This window comes from Romboutsia sp. MSSM.1001216sp_RTP31141st1_G3_RTP31141_220114 (genome assembly GCF_039031195.1).
In the GTDB taxonomy this organism is placed as follows: Bacteria; Bacillota; Clostridia; order Peptostreptococcales; family Peptostreptococcaceae; genus Romboutsia_C; species Romboutsia_C hominis.
In genome coordinates, this window is sequence record NZ_JBCIUO010000014.1 from 1 (window position 1) to 26,727 (window position 26,727).

General features: G+C 27.2%; 23 protein-coding genes. 5 read left to right on the plus strand and 18 right to left on the minus strand.

Annotation, left to right across the window (positions count from 1 at the left end):
• Positions 1 to 421 precede the first annotated feature (421 nt).
• Positions 422 to 1,069 carry a hemolysin III family protein gene (locus ABCP60_RS13345; RefSeq protein ID WP_092922126.1) on the plus strand — a complete coding sequence of 216 codons (648 nt, stop codon included), beginning with the start codon at positions 422 to 424 and terminating at the stop codon, positions 1,067 to 1,069.
• 47 nt (positions 1,070 to 1,116) lie between these two features.
• Here ABCP60_RS13345 and ABCP60_RS13350 read toward each other — a convergent pair whose 3' ends face one another.
• From ABCP60_RS13350 to ABCP60_RS13385, 8 genes are all read right to left on the minus strand, one after another.
• Complete coding sequence (locus ABCP60_RS13350; protein WP_195581672.1) at positions 1,117 to 2,535, minus strand: HAMP domain-containing sensor histidine kinase; 1,419 nt, start codon at positions 2,533 to 2,535, stop codon at positions 1,117 to 1,119.
• Between the two features lie 20 nt (positions 2,536 to 2,555).
• On the minus strand, positions 2,556 to 3,275 hold the full coding sequence (locus ABCP60_RS13355) for a response regulator transcription factor (RefSeq protein WP_343101865.1): 720 nt from the start codon (positions 3,273 to 3,275) through the stop codon (positions 2,556 to 2,558).
• A 178-nt stretch (positions 3,276 to 3,453) separates the two neighbouring features.
• Positions 3,454 to 4,209: a hypothetical protein gene (locus ABCP60_RS13360; protein WP_343101866.1), complete on the minus strand. Its 756-nt coding sequence runs from the start codon at positions 4,207 to 4,209 to the stop codon at positions 3,454 to 3,456.
• A gap of 2 nt (positions 4,210 to 4,211) precedes the next feature.
• Positions 4,212 to 5,099, minus strand: a complete 888-nt coding sequence (locus tag ABCP60_RS13365) for an ABC transporter ATP-binding protein (RefSeq protein WP_092922114.1) — start codon at positions 5,097 to 5,099, stop codon at positions 4,212 to 4,214.
• Between the two features lie 23 nt (positions 5,100 to 5,122).
• Positions 5,123 to 6,151: a hypothetical protein gene (locus ABCP60_RS13370; RefSeq protein WP_343101867.1), complete on the minus strand. Its 1,029-nt coding sequence runs from the start codon at positions 6,149 to 6,151 to the stop codon at positions 5,123 to 5,125.
• Between the two features lie 180 nt (positions 6,152 to 6,331).
• Positions 6,332 to 7,516: a hypothetical protein gene (locus ABCP60_RS13375; RefSeq protein WP_343101868.1), complete on the minus strand. Its 1,185-nt coding sequence runs from the start codon at positions 7,514 to 7,516 to the stop codon at positions 6,332 to 6,334.
• A 229-nt stretch (positions 7,517 to 7,745) separates the two neighbouring features.
• Complete coding sequence (locus ABCP60_RS13380) at positions 7,746 to 10,115, minus strand: heavy metal translocating P-type ATPase (protein WP_343101869.1); 2,370 nt, start codon at positions 10,113 to 10,115, stop codon at positions 7,746 to 7,748.
• A gap of 12 nt (positions 10,116 to 10,127) precedes the next feature.
• Positions 10,128 to 10,508 (minus strand): metalloregulator ArsR/SmtB family transcription factor, encoded by a 381-nt coding sequence (locus ABCP60_RS13385; RefSeq protein WP_207733588.1) that lies wholly within the window; start codon positions 10,506 to 10,508, stop codon positions 10,128 to 10,130.
• Positions 10,509 to 10,702: 194 nt separating this feature from the next.
• On the opposite strand from ABCP60_RS13385, the gene ABCP60_RS13390 reads away from it, so the two are divergent.
• The gene (locus ABCP60_RS13390) at positions 10,703 to 11,173 is read left to right on the plus strand and encodes a hypothetical protein (protein ID WP_092922105.1); all 471 of its coding nucleotides are present in this window, start codon (positions 10,703 to 10,705) and stop codon (positions 11,171 to 11,173) included.
• A gap of 141 nt (positions 11,174 to 11,314) precedes the next feature.
• On the opposite strand, the gene ABCP60_RS13395 is transcribed toward ABCP60_RS13390, so the two are convergent.
• Entirely contained in the window at positions 11,315 to 12,397 is a 1,083-nt protein-coding gene (locus ABCP60_RS13395) for a hypothetical protein (protein ID WP_343101870.1), read from the minus strand.
• 254 nt (positions 12,398 to 12,651) lie between these two features.
• On the opposite strand from ABCP60_RS13395, the gene ABCP60_RS13400 reads away from it, so the two are divergent.
• Both ABCP60_RS13400 and ABCP60_RS13405 read left to right on the plus strand, forming a co-directional pair.
• Positions 12,652 to 13,380: an HAD-IB family hydrolase gene (locus tag ABCP60_RS13400; RefSeq protein WP_092922100.1), complete on the plus strand. Its 729-nt coding sequence runs from the start codon at positions 12,652 to 12,654 to the stop codon at positions 13,378 to 13,380.
• Positions 13,381 to 13,483: 103 nt separating this feature from the next.
• Positions 13,484 to 14,275 carry a hypothetical protein gene (locus ABCP60_RS13405; RefSeq protein ID WP_195928850.1) on the plus strand — a complete coding sequence of 264 codons (792 nt, stop codon included), beginning with the start codon at positions 13,484 to 13,486 and terminating at the stop codon, positions 14,273 to 14,275.
• A gap of 112 nt (positions 14,276 to 14,387) precedes the next feature.
• Here ABCP60_RS13405 and ABCP60_RS13410 read toward each other — a convergent pair whose 3' ends face one another.
• The 6 genes from ABCP60_RS13410 to ABCP60_RS13435 all read right to left on the minus strand — a co-directional run bounded on the left by ABCP60_RS13410 (position 14,388) and on the right by ABCP60_RS13435 (position 18,955).
• Positions 14,388 to 14,879 carry a hypothetical protein gene (locus tag ABCP60_RS13410; RefSeq protein WP_195928852.1) on the minus strand — a complete coding sequence of 164 codons (492 nt, stop codon included), beginning with the start codon at positions 14,877 to 14,879 and terminating at the stop codon, positions 14,388 to 14,390.
• Between the two features lie 10 nt (positions 14,880 to 14,889).
• Positions 14,890 to 15,333, minus strand: coding sequence for a hypothetical protein (locus ABCP60_RS13415; RefSeq protein WP_343101871.1), 444 nt, complete (start codon positions 15,331 to 15,333; stop codon positions 14,890 to 14,892).
• Positions 15,323 to 16,162: a DUF5685 family protein gene (locus ABCP60_RS13420; protein ID WP_092922088.1), complete on the minus strand. Its 840-nt coding sequence runs from the start codon at positions 16,160 to 16,162 to the stop codon at positions 15,323 to 15,325. The genes ABCP60_RS13415 and ABCP60_RS13420 overlap by 11 nt, the downstream gene beginning before the upstream one ends.
• Before the next feature lie 36 nt (positions 16,163 to 16,198).
• Entirely contained in the window at positions 16,199 to 16,702 is a 504-nt protein-coding gene (locus ABCP60_RS13425; protein ID WP_092922085.1) for a metallophosphoesterase family protein, read from the minus strand.
• A 126-nt stretch (positions 16,703 to 16,828) separates the two neighbouring features.
• The gene (locus ABCP60_RS13430; protein WP_092922082.1) at positions 16,829 to 17,092 is read right to left on the minus strand and encodes a hypothetical protein; all 264 of its coding nucleotides are present in this window, start codon (positions 17,090 to 17,092) and stop codon (positions 16,829 to 16,831) included.
• A 72-nt stretch (positions 17,093 to 17,164) separates the two neighbouring features.
• On the minus strand, positions 17,165 to 18,955 hold the full coding sequence (locus ABCP60_RS13435) for an HD domain-containing phosphohydrolase (protein ID WP_343101872.1): 1,791 nt from the start codon (positions 18,953 to 18,955) through the stop codon (positions 17,165 to 17,167).
• Between the two features lie 279 nt (positions 18,956 to 19,234).
• Here ABCP60_RS13435 and ABCP60_RS13440 point away from each other — a divergent pair, with 279 nt between their 5' ends.
• Positions 19,235 to 19,510, plus strand: a complete 276-nt coding sequence (locus ABCP60_RS13440; RefSeq protein WP_092922079.1) for a hypothetical protein — start codon at positions 19,235 to 19,237, stop codon at positions 19,508 to 19,510.
• A gap of 103 nt (positions 19,511 to 19,613) precedes the next feature.
• Here the strand turns inward: ABCP60_RS13440 and ABCP60_RS13445 are convergent, their stop codons facing one another.
• The 3 genes from ABCP60_RS13445 to purD all read right to left on the minus strand — a co-directional run bounded on the left by ABCP60_RS13445 (position 19,614) and on the right by purD (position 26,721).
• Entirely contained in the window at positions 19,614 to 20,984 is a 1,371-nt protein-coding gene (locus ABCP60_RS13445; RefSeq protein WP_343101873.1) for an MATE family efflux transporter, read from the minus strand.
• Positions 20,985 to 21,357: 373 nt separating this feature from the next.
• On the minus strand, positions 21,358 to 25,173 hold the full coding sequence (locus tag ABCP60_RS13450; RefSeq protein ID WP_343101874.1) for a phosphoribosylformylglycinamidine synthase: 3,816 nt from the start codon (positions 25,171 to 25,173) through the stop codon (positions 21,358 to 21,360).
• 276 nt (positions 25,174 to 25,449) lie between these two features.
• Positions 25,450 to 26,721: a phosphoribosylamine--glycine ligase gene (gene purD / locus ABCP60_RS13455; protein ID WP_343101875.1), complete on the minus strand. Its 1,272-nt coding sequence runs from the start codon at positions 26,719 to 26,721 to the stop codon at positions 25,450 to 25,452.
• Positions 26,722 to 26,727 lie beyond the last annotated feature (6 nt).

Consider the following 26,727-nt stretch of genomic DNA (forward strand, 5'->3'; position numbering starts at 1 on the left):
TGGCTTGGTTTGTTTTCGATTCTTTTAAGAATCAGTTATATAAATTAACCTACTGTTTAATTTTCAAAGTTCATTTTCGTTTTTGCCCTTTTCTTAAGGACAAGTAATACTATATCACCTTACATTTATATCGTCAACACTTTTTTAAAACTTTTTTAAAAAAATTATTATTATTTATATTTTAAACATAAATTAATATATCCAAAACTCTTGTATTTAAGAGAATTTCCAGTTAATTTGGTTTTATTTTTTATTGAAAAATTTTTTTAAAGTATATATACATTTACAAATTAGAGTATAATAGTAATATAGTATTAAAACCAGATACTAATTTTGTTATAATTTGTTGGTTTATTTACTTATTTATGTAAAAACGTTTAAAATGAATTATATATTCAACTTTAATTTATGGAGGTAAATTATGAATAATTATCTTAGAGAGCCAATTAATGGTTTCACACACCTTGCTGGTGCAATCTTATCCTTTATTGGTCTACTAGCATTGGTAATAAAAACAACATTAAATACCCCATCTACTTTAGAGCTAACAGCTGTAATAATATTTGGATTAAGTATGATTCTTCTATATGCAGCTTCTGCAACTTATCATTTAGTTATTTCTAGTGATAAGGTAATAGGATTTTTAAGAAGATTAGACCACGCTATGATATTTGTTTTAATAGCAGGTTCATATACACCATTTTGCTTGATAGCTTTAGATGGTCCTACTGGATGGATTTTATTTGGAGTTATAATGGCTACTGCTATTGCTGGCATATCTTTTAAATTAATTTGGTTTAACTGCCCTAGATGGATTTCAACAGCTATATATGTTGCTATGGGATGGATTTCTATATTTCTTATTAGTCCATTATATAAAGCTTTATCATTCCATGGACTTTCTTTACTTGTATTAGGTGGAGTTTTTTATACTATAGGAGCTTTAATATATGCAACTAAACCAAAATTTTTAGAATTTAAATACTTAGGTTTTCACGAAATCTTCCACATATTTATAATGCTTGGAAGTTTAACTCATTTTTTCTGTGTATTTAATTTTGTCATATAATAAAAAAGGAGAACTATCAGTTTTGATTAGTCTCCTTTTTTATTTATCTAAAGTATTATTTCTATTTTTGTACCACTACCTATATTGCTTTCTACTTTTATATCTCCATTATGAGCCTTTACAATATCTCTACTTATGGCCATACCTAAGCCTGATCCTTTATGAGCATAACCTGTATTAGTTCCTCTATAATATCTCTCAAATATATACTTAAGATCTTCTTCAGATATTCCCCTTCCATTATCTTCAATAATTATATGTGTCTTTTCATCCAAAATTATATTTACTTTTATACTTACATCTTCATTATTGTGAATAATAGAGTTGTATAAGAGGTTATTTATTGCTCTCTTCATTAGTAATTCATCTATTTTCAATACTATATTATCTTCTTTCAAATTAAAATCTATATATACATTATTATATTTAGGGTTGTTAAGTATATCTATAATACATCCTCTAACCAGTGATACTATATTATTTTCTTCCCTGGATATATTTGAATATCCATCTTTTAGCTTCATAGTTAAATTTAAATCATCAACTAATTCTTTTATATAGTTTGCCTTACTATCTATAATCTCTGCATATTGAGATACTTCATCTACTTCTATATCATATCCGCTAGACATTAATTCTGCATATCCTTTTATAGATGCTAAAGGTGTTTTTATATCATGAGAGATATTTGCTATCCACTCATTTCTCATGGATTCGATTTTTTTTCTTTCTCTTTCATTTGATTTTAATGTGTCTGCTAAATTATTCAATTTATTAAATACTGGCTTGTATATTCCTTTTTCTTTATAATATGATTCATAGTTTCCACCAGCTAGATCTTCAACTCCACCAATTATACTTTTTACAGGTTTAGTTAAAGATTTACTAAATATATACCCTATCACTGTAGCTACTATACAGTCTACTATTATAATCGCCAATATAACTTTTGATATTATATTTCTTAATGACTCAGATTCAGTAACTATACTAGTTCTACTCACCTTGTTCATTGGAAATCCAATTAGGTATGTATATGAGTAATTATTTATATTTTTTTCAGCAACTAAAACTGTAGATTTATTATCTTCTACTCCAGCATATTTATATGTATTTATTAACTGAACAGGTGTGTATTTATTTCGGATATTATTAGGTGCATTATACTTGTAAATTACACTTCCATCACTGTCTAATATTTGTATCCACATTTTATCTTTTTTTAATATTTCTTTACCTTTATCATTCACATAAACGTTATTTATATCATCTGTATCATTAAAAATATTTTTATTAAAATCTCTTACAAATGCCTCTACATTATTAAATATTCCATGTCCATTTTGTGAAGAATCCGCATTTATCATAACAGATATAAAAATAGCTATAGCTATATTTAATTGAACAACTATCATAGCTACTATTACAGTTGATAAAAGGTACTTTAAAGTCAATTTCCATTTCATACTAAATCATCCTTAGCTATCTATTCTTTTACTAAAAACTTATATCCAAGCCCTTTTACATTTATTATATATTCTGGCTTTGAAGGATTATCTTCTATCTTTTCTCTCAGTCTTCTTATATGAACCATTATGGTATTATCATATCCTATAAAATCATCTCCCCATACTTCATCACAAAACTTTTCTTTACTTATTATCTGATTTTTATGTTTTACCATATACATAAACATCTTTAATTCTTTAGGCTTTAATTCTAATAATTCTCCATTTTTCTTTACCTCTAAAGTCTGCTCATTCACTTCAAATGGCCCTACTTTTATAATATTATTATTTATTTTTTCTTCTATGTTAAATTGCTTCTTACTTCTTCTAAGTTGAATTTTTACCCTAAGTGCTAGTTCTTTTATGCTAAATGGCTTTGTTATATAATCATCAGCACCTATAGATAACCCTACTAATTTATCTAATTCTTCTCCTTTCGCTGATAAAAATAATACTGGTATGTCTGATGTTTGTCTTATTTTTTTACATACATCATATCCTTCGATATCCGGAAGCATAATATCTAGTATGGCTAAATCTGGATTTTCATTTTTGAATATTTCTAATCCATTAGTTCCATTATCAGTTATATAAATATTTTCAAAGCCTTCTTTTTTAAGTGCCTTTTTTATTAGATTTAATATCTCTACTTCGTCATCTACTACTAATATCTTACTTTTTCTTATTAAAGACTCCACTTAAAACCCTCCTATCACTTCATATAATTTTTCTTACTACATATTATTTTTTAATTTTACGTTTTTTTATATTTAATTTATACCATATTTTATAACTTTTATTTCTAATGAAAAAAGAAAAGCATAACTAATGTTTTGCTTTTCTTTTTATTATTTCTAAATTATTTATATTTATATATTATCTTTCACTTAAAAAACTTCTCTTAGCTAAATTGTAAAATAATACTACTCCCACTACACTTGTCCCTATAAATACAGCCCATATACTTAATGGTAGTTTATATCTTATAATTGGAGTTGCATACATTCCTAATATAGGCCATTCTAAAACATTACTAACCATACCTCTAGCCTCCATAAAGTAAGGTATTGCCATACATGCTCCACCTATTAAAAATGGTACTATTGCATTTTTACTTATAGATGATAAAAATAATCCTAAAGCTGCTAGTAAGAATGATCCTATTATTATGTTGATAGTCATCATTAATATCATTTGAATTACTGTTATATTAGATCCGCTATTTCCAAAGTACCATAAATTCTTTAATGGAGTATCTAATCCTTTAAAGTTTAAGGATACTAATGCTCTTAATACCATTGTATATAATATTGAAAGATTTACTATGCTAGCACTTACTCCAGCTGCTATAAATTTACTTATAACTAACTGTTTCTTACCATTTTTTGTAGCTTTTATCAATCCATCCATGTTTGAATTATACTCTATAATAAAACTTCCTGAAAACATCATAAACATAGTTAATCCCATAAATGGAGCAAGGCCAAACCATTTAGAAAATAAATTTGCATATGTCTCATTAATATCAAAATTATAAGTAGAGCTATATGCTAAAAACATTATTAACATCCAAACAATAATTACTCCAAGCTTAAAATTCTTTTTTATCTCTGCCTTGACAACTGAGAACATGATTATACCTCCCTTGCATCTTCTAACTCAAAATAGAACATGTAAACATCTTCAAATCTTGGTTCTGTTAGTTTTGTATTTTCATATGATGGCGCTTTATCACTTATTATTCTTAGTTGAGTATCTTCAACACCACGATTTATACTTACTACTTTGTAGTTTCTTTGAATCTCATTTACTTCACTTTCATTTTTTGTAGTTATTGTATATACTTTACCTTTCATGTCTTCTAAAATTTCTCTATGAGTTCCTTTTAGAAGTAATTTACCATCTTTTATCATAATAGTTTCTTTAGCTACTGACTCTATATCAGAAATTATATGAGTTGAAAGTATTACTATTGTTTCCGTTCCTATATTTGATAATAAATTTCTAAATCTAGTTCTCTCCTGAGGGTCAAGACCTGCTGTTGGTTCATCTAATATTAATATCTTAGGGTTATTCAGTAATGCCTGTGCTATACCAACTCTTCTTTTCATTCCTCCAGAAAACTTAGACACATTCTTATTCCTTACTTCATAAAGACCTACTAATTTTAATAACTCATCTACTTTTTTCTTAGCTTCACTATTATTCATTCCTTTAAGCGCCGCCATGTACATTAAGAACTCTCTCGCTTTAAAGTTTTTATATGCATCAAAATCTTGTGGTAAATATCCAACTAAAGCTCTATATTCATCATCTAAAGATACTATATCTTTTTCGTTATATAATATTTTCCCGCTACTTGGTGTTGTTATAGTTGCTAATTGTTTCATTAAAGTTGATTTACCAGCTCCATTAGGACCTAATAAACCATATACTCCACTATTTAAAGTTAAACTTATATTTTCATTTGCATTTTTATGTTTATATGTTTTAGTTAAATTTACAATTTCTAATTTATTCATTTTTACTTCCTCCATATTTTTATTTATCTATTTAGTACTTTCTTAAATACGTAAACATTTAGTAGTATCCCAGATACAATTATTAATCCTAATGAACTTAAACAAGTTATAACTAAGTCAAAATTCATTGAAAATAATTTAATTTGACCCATATATGCAGTAGGTATAAAACTATTTTTTGAAAGTATATCTATAAAACTACATTGGTGTATTATCAGCATTAATTCATAAGGTAAAAATTTAAAAAATACCAGTATTTTTCCCATAGCTATAAATAAAATCGAACAAGATATAGATTGTATCGAGTTTTTCGTTATAAATGAAAATAAAGCTGAGAATATTGATATAGCTATAAATACTAAAGATATTACCCCTATTTCAGAGGCTATATATTGAACAATACTCATTTCTCTAACTAAACTTGCTATATTAGATATCCTATATGCTTGTAAGCCTCCATTTACAGGAGCCCCATATTGAATATATGTTGCTATAAAAGTTGCAATTAAATAAATTGCATAAACAATAATTGGTAAAATTATTGATATTAAAAGCTTTGAATTTAAAGCTTTATATTTGTTTTTAGATGATAAGATTATAGTATCTACATTTGATAATCTTTCATCTGTATATAAATTTGAAGAAAGTGTAACTATTATAGCTACGATAAGTAGTGTAGCTAAAGGAAAAGTTGCTCTATTTTCAAATACTTGATAGAATGTTACATCTTTATATTTTTCACCATTATCTTTACTTAGCTTTTCTTTTGACATTTTGCTAATTTGCTTTTCATTTTCATCTTTTAAACCATGAGTATTTTTATTAGCAATCGATTTTATCTCATTTACTTTATTGTCTAATTTTTCCTGTGCTATTACATCTCCTGGCCTTTTGTCTACTATATATTCATTTTTACTTTCATCGAAATATTCATTTTCAGTTTCTAACATAGGCTTTACAAATCCAATTTGTATAAATAAAAGTCCCATAAGTATAAGTGCTATTATTGAGGTTTTATTTTTAACTATTTTTTTTAATTCCCATCTTAACATGTTTGTTCTCCTCTCTTGTGATTACAAATTTATTATATATATCTAGATTTACACCATCATAAACTTAATCTTAAATAAACCTTACAATTCAAATTTTTCTTATTTAATATAAATTATTTGGCAAAATAAATAAGAGCAAAGCTATTTTTTGCATAACTTTGCTCTTATTTATATATTTTTTTAATTATTGTTATTTACTAAATCAACTATTTTTTGTCCTTGTTTTAGTAATTCATTATAATCATTTTCTTCTTTTATCTGATTTATTTTATCTTCTGTAATATCTTTATCTGAGATGTTAAAGTATTTCTTTAGTATTTTATATTGAGTTTCTCCATTTTTATCTTTACGATCTTCTATGCCTTTTTTCCAATTTATATCTATTTTATCCATTACCAACCCTAAAGCAGATCCCGTTTCATACTTCATTGATCTTTCTAAATAAGATGGCGATTCTGCTTGACCATTTGCAATATAATCATATGCCTGCATAAATGTAACATGGTATGGACTTTCTTTTTTTGCAAGTACAGTTAACTTTCCTCCTGTTAAATCACTATATTTATATTCAATGTATCTTGCAGTTCCTTCTATTGCTTCTGTGTTTGTTTCTGCTACTAACTGTGGCCATTTTTTATATCTATAAGCACGTACAGTTGTCCATTGTTTTAGGTACTTCTTAACTTCTTCTTTGTTATTAGTTTCCATGCATTTATCTAAAAGCTTAAATTCTAATCCCATTAAAGCATAGTTTTCTTTATTTACTGGATAATTTTCTATATACTCTCCATCACCTTTATCATATGTCCAATCTTTTTGCTTATATGTATGGAATGATTCATGTAATAAAAATGAAGTAAAATCAAAATATAATTCTGGATTTTCTATCATTTTAGGGTGATATTTAAAATAAAAAATACTTTTACCATTAATATCTACAGTACCAAAATTTGAAGGCGCCCAGGTTGAAATCAGACTTATATCAAACTTACTTATTCTATAAACTTCTGGTAGATTTAAAGATTTAGGCATATTCATTTTCCTTGCAAGAAAGCTTTTTTCAATTCCTTTTACGTTAACTGCATAGGCATACTTTCTTATAATCCCTTTATCTTTATTAGTTCTTATTAGAATTATAGGCTCCTTATTTAATTTATATTTATTGTTCCATAGTTTTTCACCATTTTCATTAAATTGTTTATATATACTTGATAACTGTACAAACATTTCTTTATCTACAGAATCAAATTCTTCATATTTAGTCTTATATACTTTATTTAATACAATGTTACTTAATATAGTTAATACTAACAAAACTATAATAGTTGAGATTATTATAAGTGCTTTACTAGGTTTTTTCTTCATTAATGGTTTATTTCTCCTTTTGTAATTTCTTCTAAAAATCATTTTTTCATAATAAATTTTTAATATGTATACTTTATTTTTCACATATGTTTATTCATTATATATAAATAAATTTAAATTTCTGTAAAATTAATCTTAAATAAACCTTACAATTCTTATTTTTCTTAATTAATATATAAAATATACTTTAAATAAAAAAAACGAACTCAATTGAGTTCGTTTTTTACTTCTATCTCATAGCTCTCATTGCATTTAATACTGCTATTAATGCAACACCAACATCTGCAAATATAGCTTCCCACATAGTAGCAACTCCACCTGCTCCTAATATTAAAACTATAGCTTTTACAGCTAATGCAAATATTATATTTTGCCATACTATCTTATTAGTTTTGTTTGCTATTTCTATTGCTTTAGAAATTTTGCTTGGTTCATCTGTCATTAAAACTACATCGGCAGCTTCTATAGCAGCATCTGAACCTAATCCTCCCATAGCTATACCTATATCAGCTCTAGCTAAAACTGGAGCGTCGTTTATTCCATCTCCAACAAATATAACTTTTTCTTTTTCTGATTTTCCTTCATATATTTTTTCTAGCTTATCTACTTTTTCATTAGGAAGTAGATTTGAGTATACTTTATCTACTCCAAGCTCTTTTGCTATAGCTGTAGCTACTTTTTCATTATCACCAGTTAACATTACAACATCTTTTATTCCTAATGATTTTAGATTTTTTATAGCTTTTTTACTATCTTCTTTTACTTCATCTGATATTACTATATATCCTCTATATATTTGATTGACAGCTATATAAACTACTGTTCCAACTTCTTTAGCTTTAGAATAGAATATATTCTCTTTTTTCATTAATTTTTCGTTACCTGCTAAAATAAGTTCATTATTGTAATTTATTTTTATTCCATAAGCTGCTATTTCTTCATAACTAGTTATTTTGTCTAAATCTACTTTTTTATCATAGTAACTTAATATTGATTTTGCTATTGGATGATTAGAGTTTGCCTCTGCAAAAGCAGCGTACTCTAATAATTTTTCTTCAGATATTCCAACTGCATTAACCTTAGTTACATTAAATACACCTTTTGTAAGTGTTCCTGTCTTATCAAACACAACTGTGTCAACATTTCTAAGTGCTTCTAAATAGTTACTTCCTTTTATTAATATACCATTTTTAGATGCAAATCCTATTCCACTAAAGAAACTAAGTGGTATAGATAAAACTAATGCACATGGACAAGATACTACTAAAAATACTAAACCTCTATATAGCCACTCACTAAATGTAGCTCCTGGTATTATAATTGGAGGTACAACTGCTACTAAAACAGCTCCTATAACTACTGCTGGTGTATAATATTTTGAGAACTTAGTTATAAAGTTTTCAGTTTTAGATTTTTTGCTACTTGCATTTTCAACTAAATCTAATATTTTAGAAACTGTTGATTCTTCAAATCCTTTTGTAACTTCTATAGTTAATAAGGCATTTTTATTTATAAATCCTGATAATACAGATTCTCCTTTTGATACTTCTCTTAATACAGATTCTCCTGTAAGTGCAGATGTATCTACCATTGAGTATCCATCTATAACTACACCATCTAGTGGAACTTTTTCTCCTGGTTTTACAACTATTACATCGCCTATTTTAACTTCTTCAGGAGAAACTACTTTAAGTTCTGATCCTTCTTTTAAGTTTGCATAATCTGGTCTTATCTTCATAAGTGATGTTATAGATCTTCTTGATTTTCCTACTGCTATACCTTGTAAGAATTCTCCTAATTGATAGAAAAGCATAACTCCTACTGCTTCTGGTAATTCACCAATTGCTAATGCTCCAATTGTTGCAATAGACATTAAGAAGTTTTCATCAAACACTTGACCTCTTATAGCATTTTTTAGTGCTTTTAATAAAACTTCTCCACCTACTATTACATATGCTATTATAAACATCGCATCTGCAAGTTTACTTTCAAATCCAGTTGCAATTTGATATATTCCAAATATATATACTAATGACCCTATTACTAACTTTATTATATCTTTTTTATTTATATCATTCTTTTCTTCTTTAACTTCTGATTTTTTAACATTACCATTTTCATTTTTTATTTGTATGTCTAAACCTGGTTCTGTTGCATTTACTATTCCTACTATTTTATTTATAGTCTCTTTTTCATCAAAAGATTTTCTTATATTTACTGTAAGTTTTTTGTTTATAAAATTTAAATTTGAAGAATCTATTTCTTCTAACTTAGATACTTTTTCATTTATTACTTCTGCACAATGAGAGCAATTTAATCCACCTAATATTAATTCCCTTTTAATGACTTTAGAATTTGAGACTATTTCTATATCTAATCCTGGTTCTGTGTCATTTATTATCTTTATAGCCTTTTCTATAATTTCTTCCTCATTTACACCTTCTTGTATGTTTAATACAAGCTTTTTATTTATAAAGTTTAGATTTGATGATTCTACACCCTCTAGTTTAGATACTTTTTCATTTATTACTTCTGCACAATGAGCGCAGTTTAATCCACCTAGAATCAGCTCTTTTCTAATTATGCTACTAGCATCCATAACCCAATCCTCCTATCGTTTATATGTTTCTTGTATATGACATAAACCACAATCAAATATCTTACTTATGTGACAATCATCTAAAGAATAATAAACTACTTTTCCTTCTTTTCTAAATTTAACTAGTCTAGCTTGCTTTAGTACCCTTAGCTGATGAGATATTGCAGAATGAGTCATTCCTAATAAACTTGCAATATCGCATACACACATTTCATTTGAAAATAATGCATATAAAATTTTTACTCTTGTTGTATCTCCAAATACCTTAAATAACTCTGCTAAGTCATAAAGCATCTCTTCTTCTGGCATTGATGTCTGAGCTCTTTTTACTATATCTTCATGAACCTCTTCGCAATTGCACGAGTTTAATTTTTCATTTATATTTTTACTCATATCTTAATTCCTCCAAATTAATAACAATATATGAATAATTGTTCATATATATAATTATATGCCCATGTCCAAATTTTTGCAACTAATATTAACTATTTTTTTATAAAATGCACATAATAGCATTTTTAGTAATATATATATTATTAAAGTGAATTGTTATTTAGTAAGTAATACTTTAGGAGGGATGATTTACTATGAGTTTTGATAATTTCTCACACAAACAAAATGGAGATATGGATCCTAATTATATATACCCTACACCTTATATAGATCCTATGATGTATGTTAATCCTTATTATAATCAACGTCCAATGGACTACGGTAATTCTGGGTACTATATGACTTATATGAATCCTTATATCAATTATCCTGTGATGGATAATCAATATGCAATGTTAGATAATGATTTCTATTTTGATGATATGGATATGGAAACTATGTATATGGATCAAGATATGAATATGATGCCTCAGATGCCGGGTAACATGCCTATGATGCCTAATATGATGGGTAGTATGCCTATGATGCCCCAGATGATGGGTTGTATGCCTATGATGCCTAATATGATGATGCCTATGATGCCAGGCATGATGTATAATCCTTATATGATGATGGGTATGATGCCTCAAATAAACATGGAAGAATTTGATGAGGAAGAAATGTAAATTTTTTTAATTTAATTGTTATAAAATTTTAAAACTTGTCCAAAATAATAATGTATTCCTCATAATATTCCCCCAATATTATAAATACAGAATAAAGCCACTGACAGTTAAGTCGTGGCTTTATTTTTTATCAATAATTTACTATTCTAAGAAATAATCAAAGTCATCTGCACCAGATTCTACGAAATCATAAAGTACATTTTCCTCAAAATACATTTCTTCTTTAATCTCTATATAGTCAGAATAATTACATTGAAGTAATTTGTTTATATATTTTTTATCTCTATTATTGTAAGTTCCTACAAAAAACTCATTACCTATTTGATAATAAATAGCTTTTATGTCATTACTTATAAGGTACACTTCTTTTGCTACATGATGGTTATCAAAATTAAATCTAGTGAAGAATGTCCCATCTTCCATATCACTTCTTAATAAAAATGGATTATCCATATAAAACTTTTCTATAAACTCTTCCTTATTTTTCAATCTATAAATGCTTACAAACTCTTCTTTTGATATTTCATCAAAAACTTCAAAGTCAAAAATTCCTTCTTTATCTCCTACTAAAATAGAGTTTATCTTAAATCCATTTTCTTCTTTTGATATACTAAAAGCTATTCTACATATATAATATCCATCACTATCTTCGTAAAGTGCTTCACTTATATACCTTTCATTACCTTTTGGTATTACTTTATTTTTTAGGAGTGTTCCATTTATATTTGTAATATGCATATTACTTATTTCTTCACTTCCTGAGAAATATCTTAAGCTTTCTCTATCCCACGCTATAAATCTCATAGTCATATAATTTATAAATTCTACTTCATCAGTAATTTTCTTGCAAATTTTAGGATATATGTCTTCAAGTTTTAATTTTGGTTCATAATTTTCTATAATATCTATATACTCTTTTACCTCTCCTAGTAATGGTTTTTCATAGTAAGAATTTTTATTTCCATAGTAATTAACTAGAAATAAAGCTTCTTCTTCTGATATATCTATTCTATCAGCTCCCAATCCACCCATTAACCTTTCTTCTTCTCTATGAGATTCTTCTATAGTAGGATTTTTTAAGCTTACATAGTCTGCTAATCCAAGTCCTTCTGAATCTAACAAAAAGTATTGATATATCTTATCATTTTTTTCTTGCCATATTATTAAAAGTCCCATACTTCCCATTAATCTAGAATTGGTTACCTTTGCATATTTGAATTTCACAAAATCACTTCCTTATTGGAGATATTTATTTAATAAATTTTTTTAATATCAATATAATTTCTTATTAATACATATGTTATAAATAACATATAATCTCATAAGATATTTTACAATTAGATTTTAACTATTAACTATAAATTATAATATAAAATAATAAAATCTACCAAAAAAAATTTAAATTTATTTTGTATAAGTTCACAACTTAAATAAATTTTGTAATATAATAAAATAAATGTTTAATAGAGGTGATATTAATGAGAAATATAGCAGCTTTTTTTGATATAGATGGTACTCTATATAGAGACTCTCTTATGGTTGAACATTTTAAAAAGCTCATTAAGTATGACATAATAGATCAAAAAGCATGGTACGATAATGCAAGAGATGCTTTTATGAATTGGGATAAAAGACAAGGTAATTATGATGATTATCTAGATGATGTTTGTAATTTATATGTAGAATCTCTAATTGGACTTGATAAAAATTATATTGATTTTACTAGTGACCAAGTTATAAAGCTTAAATCAGATAGAGTGTATAAATACACTCGTTCAAGAATAAAATGGCACTTAGAAAATAATCACATAGTAATATTTATATCTGGTAGTCCTGATTTCTTAGTTGGAAAAATGGCTGAAAAATATAATGTTACTGATTTTATAGGAAGTAATTATGTTTTTGAAAATGGAACGTTCAATGGCACAGTAATTCCTATGTGGGACTCTAAAAGTAAGAACACTGCTATTGATGACTTCGTAAAAAAATATAATATAGACTTATCTATTTCTTATGCTTACGGAGATACAAATGGTGATATTAATATGTTAAGAAGAGTTGGCAACCCTATAGCTATAAATCCAACTAAAGAACTTCTAAATCATATAGCAAAAGATCCTGTTATATCTAATGCTGCTAAAATAGTAGTCGAAAGAAAAGATATAATATATTCACTTTCTCCGAATGTAGATATCCTTAGTATATAACATAAATTTAATTATCGAATTTAGATAATTTTCAATAATAAATATTTGAAAAGTCCTTGATATAATAATTCTTGGACTTTTTAACTTATTAAAGGAGGTTAATATGAATTCTAAAGAAAATAATTCAAGTAAAAACTTAGAAGATTCTATAGAAAAGCTTAGTAAAAACTTATATCTTGAATCACCTGACTTGTGGATTGAGTTTTCAGGAAAAGTAAATGATAATATTTTCGATGAAATGGTGCTGTTCTTTGCTATTAAATATAATTATAAATCAATAGTAGAACATGCTATAAGCAATAACCTTATAGACCTAAATGCACCTTCTAGAAATAATGATTATCCTAATATAAAAGAACATCTTATTTTCATAGCAAAACAAAATAAGGCTTTAGATATACTTAACTACCTTGAAAATCCTTCATCTTGTAATAATATTGATAAAGATACAATAGTGAAAAAAATAGACGATTCTACATCTAATTCAAATGCCAATAAAGGAAATAAATATTTTCCTAGATATCTTTGTGATCATTGTAATCACAATATTTTTGAATCTGGGTATAGAGTTACTGAGTCTATAGAGTATAAATATTCATTAGAAAATGATAAACCCATAGAAGTTTCTAGAAAACTATCTAACTTAGTAGTGTGCTGCAATTGTAATAAAGATCTTAAGGATATATCTATTGAGAGCTTAAATGAATTATGTTCTATACAAAATTGTACGAATTGTGGTTCAAATTTAACTGTAGTTGGAATCACAGATAAGTCTAAAATGTCATTTGATAATAATCTAGGTAAATTTTCTAATATATCTAAGTCTTATCACTGTTCTAAGTGTGACTCAAAAATTAGTGAAAAGCAAAGAGAATTTTTTAATATAGTTAGATAGAAACTAATTGTATTCTATGAAGTATTCTCGCTAAATTTATATAATAAAATTTATAAAATAAGGAGCATCTTTAGATTGATATAATCATTCTAAGATGCTCCTTTTTATAAATTTATATATTTTTTAATATTTTTTTAAGCTTATTATTGTAATACTCTATAAACAAACTATAAATATGGTCATATACTAAAAATGTGACTTCAAAAAACACTACTGTAAAAATATTTATAGGTATATATACAAATTCTTTTATTATAAAAAACACAATGCCTATTGAAATATTGGCAAATACTAATTTTAATATATATTCAATGTATATTGATCTATCTTGTTCTATTATATATTTGAATAGTCCATACAATCCAAAAGTAAATATATATAAAATCCATTGAAACTTATTAGCCATAACAAAAAAGCTTAGTGTAAACACTCCTAAATAAAATACAACTCCCATTTTAGGACCAAACTCCATTATAATTATAGAAATTACTAGTGAGGCAATTCCCATTAAAAATAATGTATTTATAGGTATTATATTTATAAGCATTAATAAAATTATGTTTATTGCTAATAAAACTCCTCCTAAAGCTATTTTTTTACTCATATTAATACCCTTAGAAGCAATCTACTAAGTCACCACCACAGCACTCACAACAAGAATCTAAACACCATAGCTTCATACAATCTTCACAACAATCATCTCCACAACAGCAACAACAATCATCACAGCAACAACAACAGCAACCGTCTAGGTCTGAACGTCTTCTTCTGTTGTATCTATATGATCTATCTCTATAATCATCTCTGTAGAAGTTGTATTGTTTTAAAGCTTTTTCATATTCAGGATTACCAGGTTCTATGGCATTAGCTTTTTTTATACATTCTTCACCTTCTTCATAGTATCCTATATTCATAGCAGATACTCCATTTAGGTAATACCAATTTGCACATCTATCTTTCATTTTATTTAATAGCTCATGTGCCTTTTCAAAATCTTTGTTATTAATTAACTTAATTATGGGGCTAAACATTTCATTATTATAAGTATTACTGTACATTTACTTCACACCCTTTTTCTAATATATTTTGGTATCTAAGATATACTCCTGAATACACTATATTTTCTATTATTCCTCTATTTATCTTTATATCCAAATTATCTATACTATTAGACAACATTCCTAAAGACATGCTTATAAGTTTATCTACTCTTGTTTTTAGTTCATCTTTTTTATTTATATATTCTATAAATGGATTGTACCTACCTTTTTTGTAGTCTTTTTCTAAATCTTCATAAGCATCAAGTATATATATATACTTACCTACATTAAATCCAATTCTTCTTAAATCATCCTCGAACTCATCTTCTTTATACGCAAAAATCTCTGCCATAAGATTTCCAAAAGTATTCGATACCATATCTATATTAGTATTATTTTCTTTTTCTAATTTATATAAATGATCTAGCTGAGATTTTATTATATCAGCTTTCTTGGGATATTTTTCATAAGCTAATTTAAGCTTTTTCTTATATATACTATATGCTAATTTATCTTTTATACCATTATCATCTCTTAAATTATCTTCTAATTTATAATATGTCAGAAGCACATTCATACTTGCTGCATACTCTGTAATTTCATTTGTTATTTTCTTTTTCTTTTTGAATGGATTTACTATACATCCTTCTTCTATAACCAAAGACTTAGGTCTATATACTGAAGTTAAAACCAATATTAAAAATGTTATATCATAATTTAGAGATAGTCTTGATATCTCTCCATGATTATCTTTTAGATATTTGCATAACCCACAGTAATATCCTCTATAATGCTCATATTCTCTAAATGTTAGGTCCATTTTATTAACTTTTACATAACCAAACATATTTTTATCCTCTCTAATAGTTTATTTAATTTACTTTTAGATATTTATAATTTCTACATATATATCTTCAAATTTTATTAATTCATTATCTATTATATTTAAAACTTTCTCGTTAGAATCTATATATAATTTTACCATAGTAGTAGGTAGCTTAAACCTTTTTGGCCCTACTGATCCCGGATTTATATATATTGTATTTCTTTCTTTAGTTATAGATAATTTATGGGAATGACCATATATAACGATATCAAAATCCTGATTCTTTAAGTCTATATCTTTATCTTTTATATTATGTATTAAATATATTTTTTTACCTAATACATTTAATATTTCTTTTTCCTTGATATCTAAACTTTCTATATCTATATCTTTATCGCAATTACCTCTTACTGCCTTTACTTTAGCTATATTTTCTAAATCTCTGAGTAATTTTATATTTCCTATATCACCTGCATGAATTATAAGATTACAATTTTTTAAGTTAGCTAACACTTCTTTTCTCAAAAGTCCATGTGTATCTGATATAACTCCAACAATCATTATATTATCTCCTATGTATTTATATCTTATATAATAAACCTTTTTTGTATATTTTAAAATAAGCTAGCAGAAATTATCTACTAGCTTACTCTAGATTATTATTTGATAATATTTGTATCTAAATACTCATAATATAAATTTATTTGTATCACCAAAAGTATCTTCAATTGTAACTACATCTAGCCCTTTATATTCCTTAAATAACCACTTTATGTCCTTCATAGCTTGATTTACTTGATTGCTGCTTAAGTTATTTATAAAATACTCTTTTCTCATATCCTTATAACTATTATCTGTTAAAAAGTTCCTTATTACTGTAAATGCGAGTACATTTGGTACACTACTTTCTGAACCTTTTTTGTGGCCTTTTTTTCTTGTATACATTCTCATTTTATACTCCTCCAAGATATATTAATCTTAGTTAAAGTATATATATCTTTGACTTTATGTATTACTATACTTTTATTTTTCTTTGCTTATTATATCTATAAATATATCTGTAATCTTAGGATCAAATTGGGTACCTCTACAATACATCATTTCTTTTATAGCATCTTCTTTATTTTTTACTATATTATATCCTCTATCATTAGTCATAGCATCATAAGAATCTACTATATTTACTATTCTAGCCATAATAGGAATTTCTTCTCCTCTAAGACCCAGTGGATACCCTTTACCATCATATCTTTCGTGATGTGCGAGAATACCTATAGCAACATGTGATAGTTCACTTGATGTTTGAAGTATTCTGTATCCTTTTTCTGTATGAGATTTTATTATATTAAATTCATCTTCAGTTAATTTTCCTTTTTTTAAGAGTATCTCTTCACTAATACCTATTTTTCCTATATCATGTAACTTTGTTACTAATTCTAGTTCATCTAATTGAGCAGTTGTAAATCCTAACCTTTTTCCTATTTTAATTGCATAATTTGTTAGTCTTTGAGTATGTTGTTCAGTTTCTAAATTTTTTTCTTGAAGAGATTTATTTAATGAAAATATTATGGAATTTCTTACACTTTTAGAATTTAAAAGCTTTTGTCTATATAACTTTTCTTCTGCTTCTTGTAGATTTGTATAAATATCTTCACCTAAACAATTTTTTATAGATGATCCTAAAGAAATACTCATGTCAATAAGATTAAAGTCACCTTTTTCACATTCATCAATTATTTTAGATATCACTTCTTCACATTTTTGTTCATCACAATTTGGTATAAGTATAACAAATTCATCGCCACCCCACCTAAATATGAAGTCTTCCTCTCTAGTTACACTTTTTAATATCTTAGCCATTTCCTTTAATAATCTATCTCCTTCAAGATGACCAAATGTATCATTTATAACTTTTAAACCATTAACATCTCCCATTATAACTCCTATAGGAAGATGTTCGATATTATTTAATTCTTCTTTTTTCTCCTCAAAACAAGCTCTATTGTATACCCCTGTTAAACTATCTGTAAAGCTAAGTTTCATTAGTTTTTCTTTTAGTTCTGTTTTTTCAGTAACATCACTAGATATACCTACTATTCCCCATACTTGACCTTGTTCATCTATCACAGGTACTTTTATAGTTTCTTCTATTATTTCTCTACCATCTTGACCGTTGATTCTTCGCTCGACCACTTTCATCTTTTTACTTTCTATTATTGCTTTATCTTCTTCCATAAATCCCCTAGCTACTTCTTCAGATACAGTTTGTGTTTCAATATCATTCTTTCCTATCATACTTCCTATTCCTAGTGCATCATAATGTTCTTTCCATTTTTTGTTATACCCTATATATTTACTGTCTCTATCTTTATAGAAAATGTATTGCGGCAATGTATCTATTATTGTTCTTAATATATTTTCTCTCTCTTCTAATTTACTTTGTTCTTCCTTTAAAGGTGTTATATCTATTAACATACCCATTACACCTATTATTTCTTCGTATTCATTTATATAAGGCGTAACATAACACTGACTAAATTTACCATTTATGCATACTTCAAAATTCTTAGGCTCTTTAGTCATAATTACAGACTTAAAATCTTCATTACATATATCATTGTTGCTACACTCTAAACATTTGTTATTTATTACACTTATATCTTCATTATTTCTAAAGTTGTATATATGTTTAAATGCCTTGTTCGTGGCAATTAATTTTCCATCTAAATTTTTTATCCATATTGGAAATGGTATATTATCCATTATTATATTATTACTAGTTTGTGTATCTTCTTTCTCGGTTTTTAATAACATTACCCCTCTCCCCCTGCTTATTACTACCTAAATAATATTATAAAATAATGATTTTTATATTTCTACATATATTAAATATATTAGATCATAAAAATATTTTATATTATATATATTTCCTTACTCCATTTATACCAAACATGTTATCACTTATTGCTTATTTAAAAATGGGTATTCTTAATTGTTTTTATACTAAATTTTATGAATAAAAATATTATATCCTTAATAGTATTAATTAAAGGTAAACAAGCCTAAGATTATTATCAATATAAGGGGGATACTATGTTAAATGTATTTGTTAGGGATTTAAATGAAAAAACTAAATCTATAAGAAGTAAAGGCTATATTCCAGGTGTTATATATGGAAACAAATTAGATAAAAGCATACCTATTTCAGTATATAAAACAGATTTCACTAGATTAATAGATTCTAAGAATCATGATGGTTATATTCAACTAAATCTAAATAACAAAGTATACAATTGCATTATTACAGATGTTCAAGTAGATAGTGTAAAAGATTTGTTCTTACATATAGACTTTAAAGAGATGAAATAAAATATAAAAAAGGAGAGTAAAACTCTCCTTTTTTATATTTTAACATTCGTGTCTGTTAACCATTATTCTTTTAAATTTAAATGTTCAATCATATTTACTATGACTACATTATTTGCTCTAAATTTGAATTTTTATACTTAAATGACTTGTGATTTTTATATTTCTCAATTGTTAAAATCATACCTAGTATAGTTAACGTAATTAGTTCAGCTAAAGGTAATGATAAGAAAACTCCTCTAACACCTATTATTGGAGGTAAAATCATTGTTAATATAAACTGAAACAAAAATCCCCTTCCTATTGACAATATGTTAGCATATATATTTTTTCCTATTGCTTGATAATATCCACTCATCGCAAATATGATACCTATAGCAGGGCTTCCTAAACAATATATTAATATTTCGCTATATGCAAATTCTATATTTTCACTACTTATTCCAAATATTTGTATAAGTTCTCTTCCAAATGAGTTAATGCCTATATATACTAATGTTCCACCTATTGCACATACCCCAATAGTTATATATAGTAATTGTCTCATTCTTTTTATTTTGTTCGCTCCATAATGATACCCTATAAGAGGTTGTAGACCTTGTGATATACCCATGCAAGTATTAACTAAGAAGCAATTAATATAAGTTGCAACTGTATATATAGCAACATCTACTGTATTTCCATATAAGTACATTGTTTTATTTTGAACAAATAATATTATTCCATATGATAACTGTATTGCAAAACTTACAAATCCTATTTTAAGTATTTCTTTTAATATACTTACATCTATTTTTAGATACTCTTTCTTAATCTTTATATTAGAGTTCCCTTTTACAAAGTAGTATAATGATACAACAGTTGATATAAATATACTGGCACTAGTTGCCATAGCGGCACCCTTAACCCCATATCCAAGTTTCATAACAAATATCCAGTCTAATATGATATTACAAATAGCACCTATTCCTATCATCATCATTGATAGCTGCGGTCTACCATCTGCTCTTACTATTGGATTTAACGCTGTTGAAAACAAATATGGTATGGTTATTAAGTAAATTACACTATAATATTCTCTTGCATTTTCTATAGTATCTTTTTCTGCACCTAGCATCTTAAGTATCGGTTCTCTAAACATAAACCCTAAAATCATAATTATAGAGCCTATTAGTACTATAGATGTTACAGATGTTCCTAAACACTTTTGAGCACTTTCTTTATCTTGTTTTCCAATATGTATAGCAATTATGCTACTTGACCCAATCCCTATCATAAGACCTGTTCCAACTATAACAGTTACGGCTGGCCAAACTATATTAACGCTTGCAAGACCTACCTCTCCCACTCCCTGACCTACAAATATACCATCTACCATAGTATAAATAGTATTTAGTACAACACCAATAACTGATGCAATTACAAATTTTGCCCATACTTTATGTATTGGCACATTTAGAACTTGTTCTATTTTCATCTCCTTATTTTTCCCCCTTTAATTTCACTATAAATAGCTACAGATAAGGCTATTTAGAACCTATTTCTATAGCTTTAACATTTTTTAATTTTCAATTTCCTTTGCATAATTATAGCACCTTGTTATATAGATTTATAGAATATTTTCAAACTGTAATAATTTTATTTTTAACTAATATTAACATGGTGTTTATATATGGTTTTACAAATTTAAAATAAATTTTTTATTAATTTATTTTAATTTCTATATCTGATCACATTTAAACTAATTCAGCAATTCATTATACTATGTATATTTGCTTTGTATAATTCAACCATTTTAATTCAAATAAAAATAGACTATTTAAAAGCTTAGATAGTCTATTTTCTATATTTTATTTAAAGTAATTTACTCCACTTTCAAATATTCTTTGTTCTTTTTCTCCTAATATATTTTTCATTACATGGTTACCAACTCTTTCAGAGTGACCCATCTTACCAAGTATTCTTCCATCAACACTAGTTATTCCTTCTACTGCATAGAATGAACCATTTGGATTAAACTCTATATCATAAGTAGGATTGTTGTCAAAATCTACATATTGAGTAGCTATTTGTCCATTAGCTATTAACTCTTTCATAACTTCTTCACTAGCTACAAATTTACCTTCTCCATGAGATATTGCTATACTATGAGTATCTCCTACCTCTGTACCTGATAACCAAGGCGATTTGTTTGATGCTATTCTTGTTCTTACCACTTTAGCTTGATGCCTTCCTATATCATTGTAAGTAAGTGTTGGTGCATCTACTGATGTATCCCTTATTTCACCATATGGCACTAATCCAAGTTTTATAAGAGCTTGGAATCCATTACATATTCCTAGCATTAATCCATCTTGTTTAGTTAAAAATTCATTTACAGCTTCTTTTACTCTCTCATTTCTAAATACTGTAGCTATAAATTTGCCAGAACCGTCTGGTTCATCACCTGCACTAAATCCTCCAGGTAACATTATTATCTGAGACTTTCGTATTTCTTTTACTATAGTATCTATAGATTCTTCTATGTCTTTATATGTTAAGTTCCTAAATACTTCTATATTTGCCTTCGCTCCAGCTTTTTCAAATGCACTAGCTGAATCATATTCACAGTTTGTTCCCGGGAATGTAGGTATAAATACCCTTGGCTTAGCAACTGTTATAGAAGATTTTTTATATTTATCTTGAGAAGTAAAACTTATAGTTTCTACTTTACCTTTTATTTCTACTGATTTTGTTGGGAATATAGACTCTAAAGTATTACAATGAGCTTTATATAATTCATCTAAACATATTTCTTCATTTTCAATAAATATTTTTTCTTCTTCTATTGTAGTACCTAGAACTATATAATTATATCCTTCTAATATACTTAAATCATTTTGAGATAATTCGAAAATTATATTTCCATACCCTGTTTCAAATAGGTTCGTAACTCCTTGTTCAAATTTAAATCCTATTTTATTACCAAATGCCATCTTACTTATAGCTTCACTTATCCCACCACCTCCTAGTGCATATGTTGATAATACCTGCTTATTGTGTATAAGTTCTTTTGCTTTATTTAAATTTTTCTTTAGTAAATCAAAGTTAACCACACCATTTTCTAGTTTATCTGTGCATAACATAATAACTTGTGAATTACTTTTCTTAAACTCTGAAGATACTACCTTTTCTGCATCCACAGTATCAACAGCAAATGATACTAATGTTGGTGGAACATTTATATCTTTAAATGTTCCAGACATACTGTCTTTTCCACCTATTGCAGCTATTTCTAGTCTATTTTGGGCATAATATGCACCTAAAAGTGCTGCAAATGGTTTGCCCCATTTAGTTGGGTTATCCCCAAGCTTTTCGAAATATTCTTGTAAAGTAAGCCTAATCGAACTATAGTTACCCCCAATAGCCACAACTTTACACACAGATTCTACTACTGCATATAGTGCTCCATGGAATGGACTCCATTTTCCTATCTTTGGATTATATCCATAAGTCATTATAGTCGATGTATTAGTTTCTCCACCAAGTACAGGTATTTTTGCTACCATACCTTGAGCTGGTGTTGCTTGATACTTTCCTCCAAATGGCATTAATACTGTATTTGAACCTATTGTGTTATCAAATCTTTCAACTAATCCTTTTTGTGAGCATACATTTAAATCTGATAATACATTTATAAATCTTTCTTTTATACTTATATCTTCACCTGTTGCTAACTCACAAATTTCTTCATTTTTTATACTTCTAAAGTATGGCTTTTCTTCATCTACCTTATCTACATGTACTTTTGTAGTCTGTTTAACCCCATTAGTTTCTAGGAAGTTTCTACTTATATTTACTATCGCTTTGTCATTCCAGAACATTCTCATATATCCACTGTCTGTAACTGTAGCTACATGAGTAGCCTCTAAATTTTCTTTTCTTGCTAATTCTATAAATTTTTCTTTATTTTTAGATTCAACAACTACTGCCATACGTTCTTGAGACTCTGATATAGCTATTTCAGTACCGTCAAGTCCATCATATTTTTTAGGAACTAAATTTAAATTAATATCTATGCTATCTGCAACCTCTCCTATAGCAACGCAAACTCCGCCAGCTCCAAAGTCGTTACATCTTTTTATCATTTGAGCTACTTCTTTGTTTCTGAAGAATCTTTGTATTTTTCTTTCATTTGGAGCATCTCCTTTTTGAACTTCAGCACTACAAGTAGTTAAAGATTTTTCACTATGCTCTTTAGATGAGCCTGTTGCTCCTCCACATCCATCTCTTCCTGTTTTTCCTCCAAGAAGTATTACTATATCTCCACTTTTTGGAGTTTCTCTAATTACATTTTCCTTTGGAACTGCTGCTATAACTGCACCTATTTCCATTCTTTTAGCAACAAAGTCCTCATCATAGACTTCAGCAACTTGGCCTGTTGTTAATCCTATTTGGTTACCATAGGAACTATATCCATGAGCTGCATCACGAGTTATTTTTCTTTGCATAAGCTTTCCAGGTAGTGTATTTTCTAAGGTTGTTCTAGGGTCTGCACTTCCTGTAACACGAATTGCTTGATATACATAGCTTCTTCCTGATAATGGGTCTCTTATTGCTCCACCTAAGCATGTAGCTGATCCACCAAAAGGCTCTATCTCTGTTGGATGATTGTGTGTTTCGTTTTTAAACATTACTAAGTATGGTTCGACTTTACCATCTATCTCAACATCTACGTTTATGCTACAAGCATTTATTTCTTCACTTACATCTAAATCTTCTAACTTACCATCTTTTCTTAATTCTTTCATAGCTATTGTCGCTATATCCATTAGACATACATCTTTTTGTCTATCTACATAAACCTTATTTCTTGAATTAAGATACATATCATAAGCTTCTTTTACTATATCTGTATATTTACCATCTTCTATTTTTACATCTTCTATTTCTGTCATAAAAGTAGTATGTCTACAATGATCTGACCAATATGTATCTAGTACTTTTATTTCCGTTATGGTTGGATTTCTTTTTTCTGTATCTCTAAAATAATTTTGTATATGTTCTAAATCAGCTAATGTCATTGCTAATCCATTACTATTTAAAAACTCTTTTAGTCCATCTATTGTTAATTCTATAAATCCATTTAGCACTTCTACTTCTATGGGTATTTCACTTTCTATTTTTAATGACTCTGGCTTTTCTAATGATGCCTCTCTACTATCTACAGGATTTATACAATATTCTTTTATTCTATTAAAATTTTCATCACTTATATTTCCACTAAATATATATACTTTAGCTGTATTTATAGTTGGTCTTATTCCTTGATTGACTATTTGAATACATTGACTTGCCCAATCCCCTCTTTGGTCATACTGCCCTGGCAAATATTCTATAGCAAATATTCTTTCCTTTGTTTCATCACTATTTGTAACATCTAATGTTTCATGATAAACAATATCTAAATTTGGCTCTGAGAATACTGTTTGAGCTACTTTTTTATATACTTCATAATCTATTCCTTCTATATCATATCTATTTAAAATTCTTATACTTTCTATTCCCTTTATATGTAAGCTTTCTATTAAATCCTTTTTTAAAGCTTTAGCTTCAAAATCGAATCCTGGCCTTTTTTCTACAAATATTCTTCTAACACTTGACTCTAAACTTATAGTATCTAACATATCTTATCTCCCTTTTATAAAATTAGATTTTTACTACATTGATTAATTCATTAATACATTATTTAAATCTTATTTGTTCTTAAAATTTAAGTAACCTGTCAACGAATTAGTTTTTAAAGCTACCATGTATTCAAATATAAAACCTCTAATTAAAATATCTAAAGTATATGAATATATAATTGTAGATTTTTTAAATTATATCTAATAACTTCTAGTATGTTATACTTAACACATATAACATACTAGAAGTTATCTTATTATGATTTAAAAATATCTTTAACTTAATTCTTCGCACAGTATTATTCCTATATCTTTTCTATAGTGCATTCCTTCAAAATTTACCCTTTTAATATTTTCATAAACTTTTTTTGCTGCCTCTTCTACAGTAGGTGCACTAGAGGTTATGCCTAACACTCTACCACCGTTGGTTACTAACTTTCCATCTGTGAACTTAGTCCCGCTATGAAACACTACTATATCATCATCTAATTCATTAAGACCTTCTATAGCTTTTCCTTTTTCATAGCTTTCTGGGTATCCACCAGATGTAAGCATAACACAAACAGCCTCTTCTTTTTTATAAGTTATGTTTATTTCATTTAGCTTATTATCTAATATAGCTTTCATTATCTTATTTAAATCAGTTTCTAGTCTAAATAATACTGATTGAGTCTCCGGATCTCCAAATCTTACATTATATTCAAGGACTTTAGCACCTTCTTCAGTTATCATAAGACCTATAAATAATATACCTTTGTAATCTAATCCATCTTTTTTGAATCCTTCTAAAGTTTTTAACAATACTTCCTTTTCTATTTCCTTAGCTACTTTATCTGTATATATTTCACTTGGAGAGAAGGTTCCCATTCCACCAGTATTAGGGCCTTCTTCATTGTTGTATACTTTTTTGTGATCTTTTGCACTTACCATAGGAACTATAGTATTATTATCTACAAAAGCTAATATTGATGTTTCTATGCCTTTTAAAAACTCTTCTACAACTATTTTATTTCCAGCTTCTCCAAACTTTTTGTCACTCATCATTTCATATAAAGTCTGTATTGCTTCTTCTCTATTTTGTGGTATAACAACACCTTTTCCAGCAGCTAATCCATCAGCCTTTATTACTACTGGATATCCAAAAGTGTCTATCTCATTTATAGCATCTTCTATATTTATGTACTCTTTATATTTTGCAGTAGGTATATTATGTCTTACCATAAAGTCTTTAGAAAAAGCCTTACTTCCTTCAAGCTTAGCACATTCTTTATTCGGTCCAAATATTCTAAGTCCACACTTTTCAAATTCATCTACAATTCCTTTTACAAGTGGTACTTCTGGTCCTACTATCGTTAAATCTATCTTATTTTCTTTAGCAAATACTAAAAGTTTATCTATATCACTATCGTTTATATCTATACACTGAGCTACATCTGAAATCCCTGCATTTCCTGGAGCGCAGTATATTTTTTCTATACCTTTTTCTTTACTTAATTTCCAAGCTATAGCGTGTTCTCTACCGCCACCACCTATAATTAGTACCTTCATAGTTTC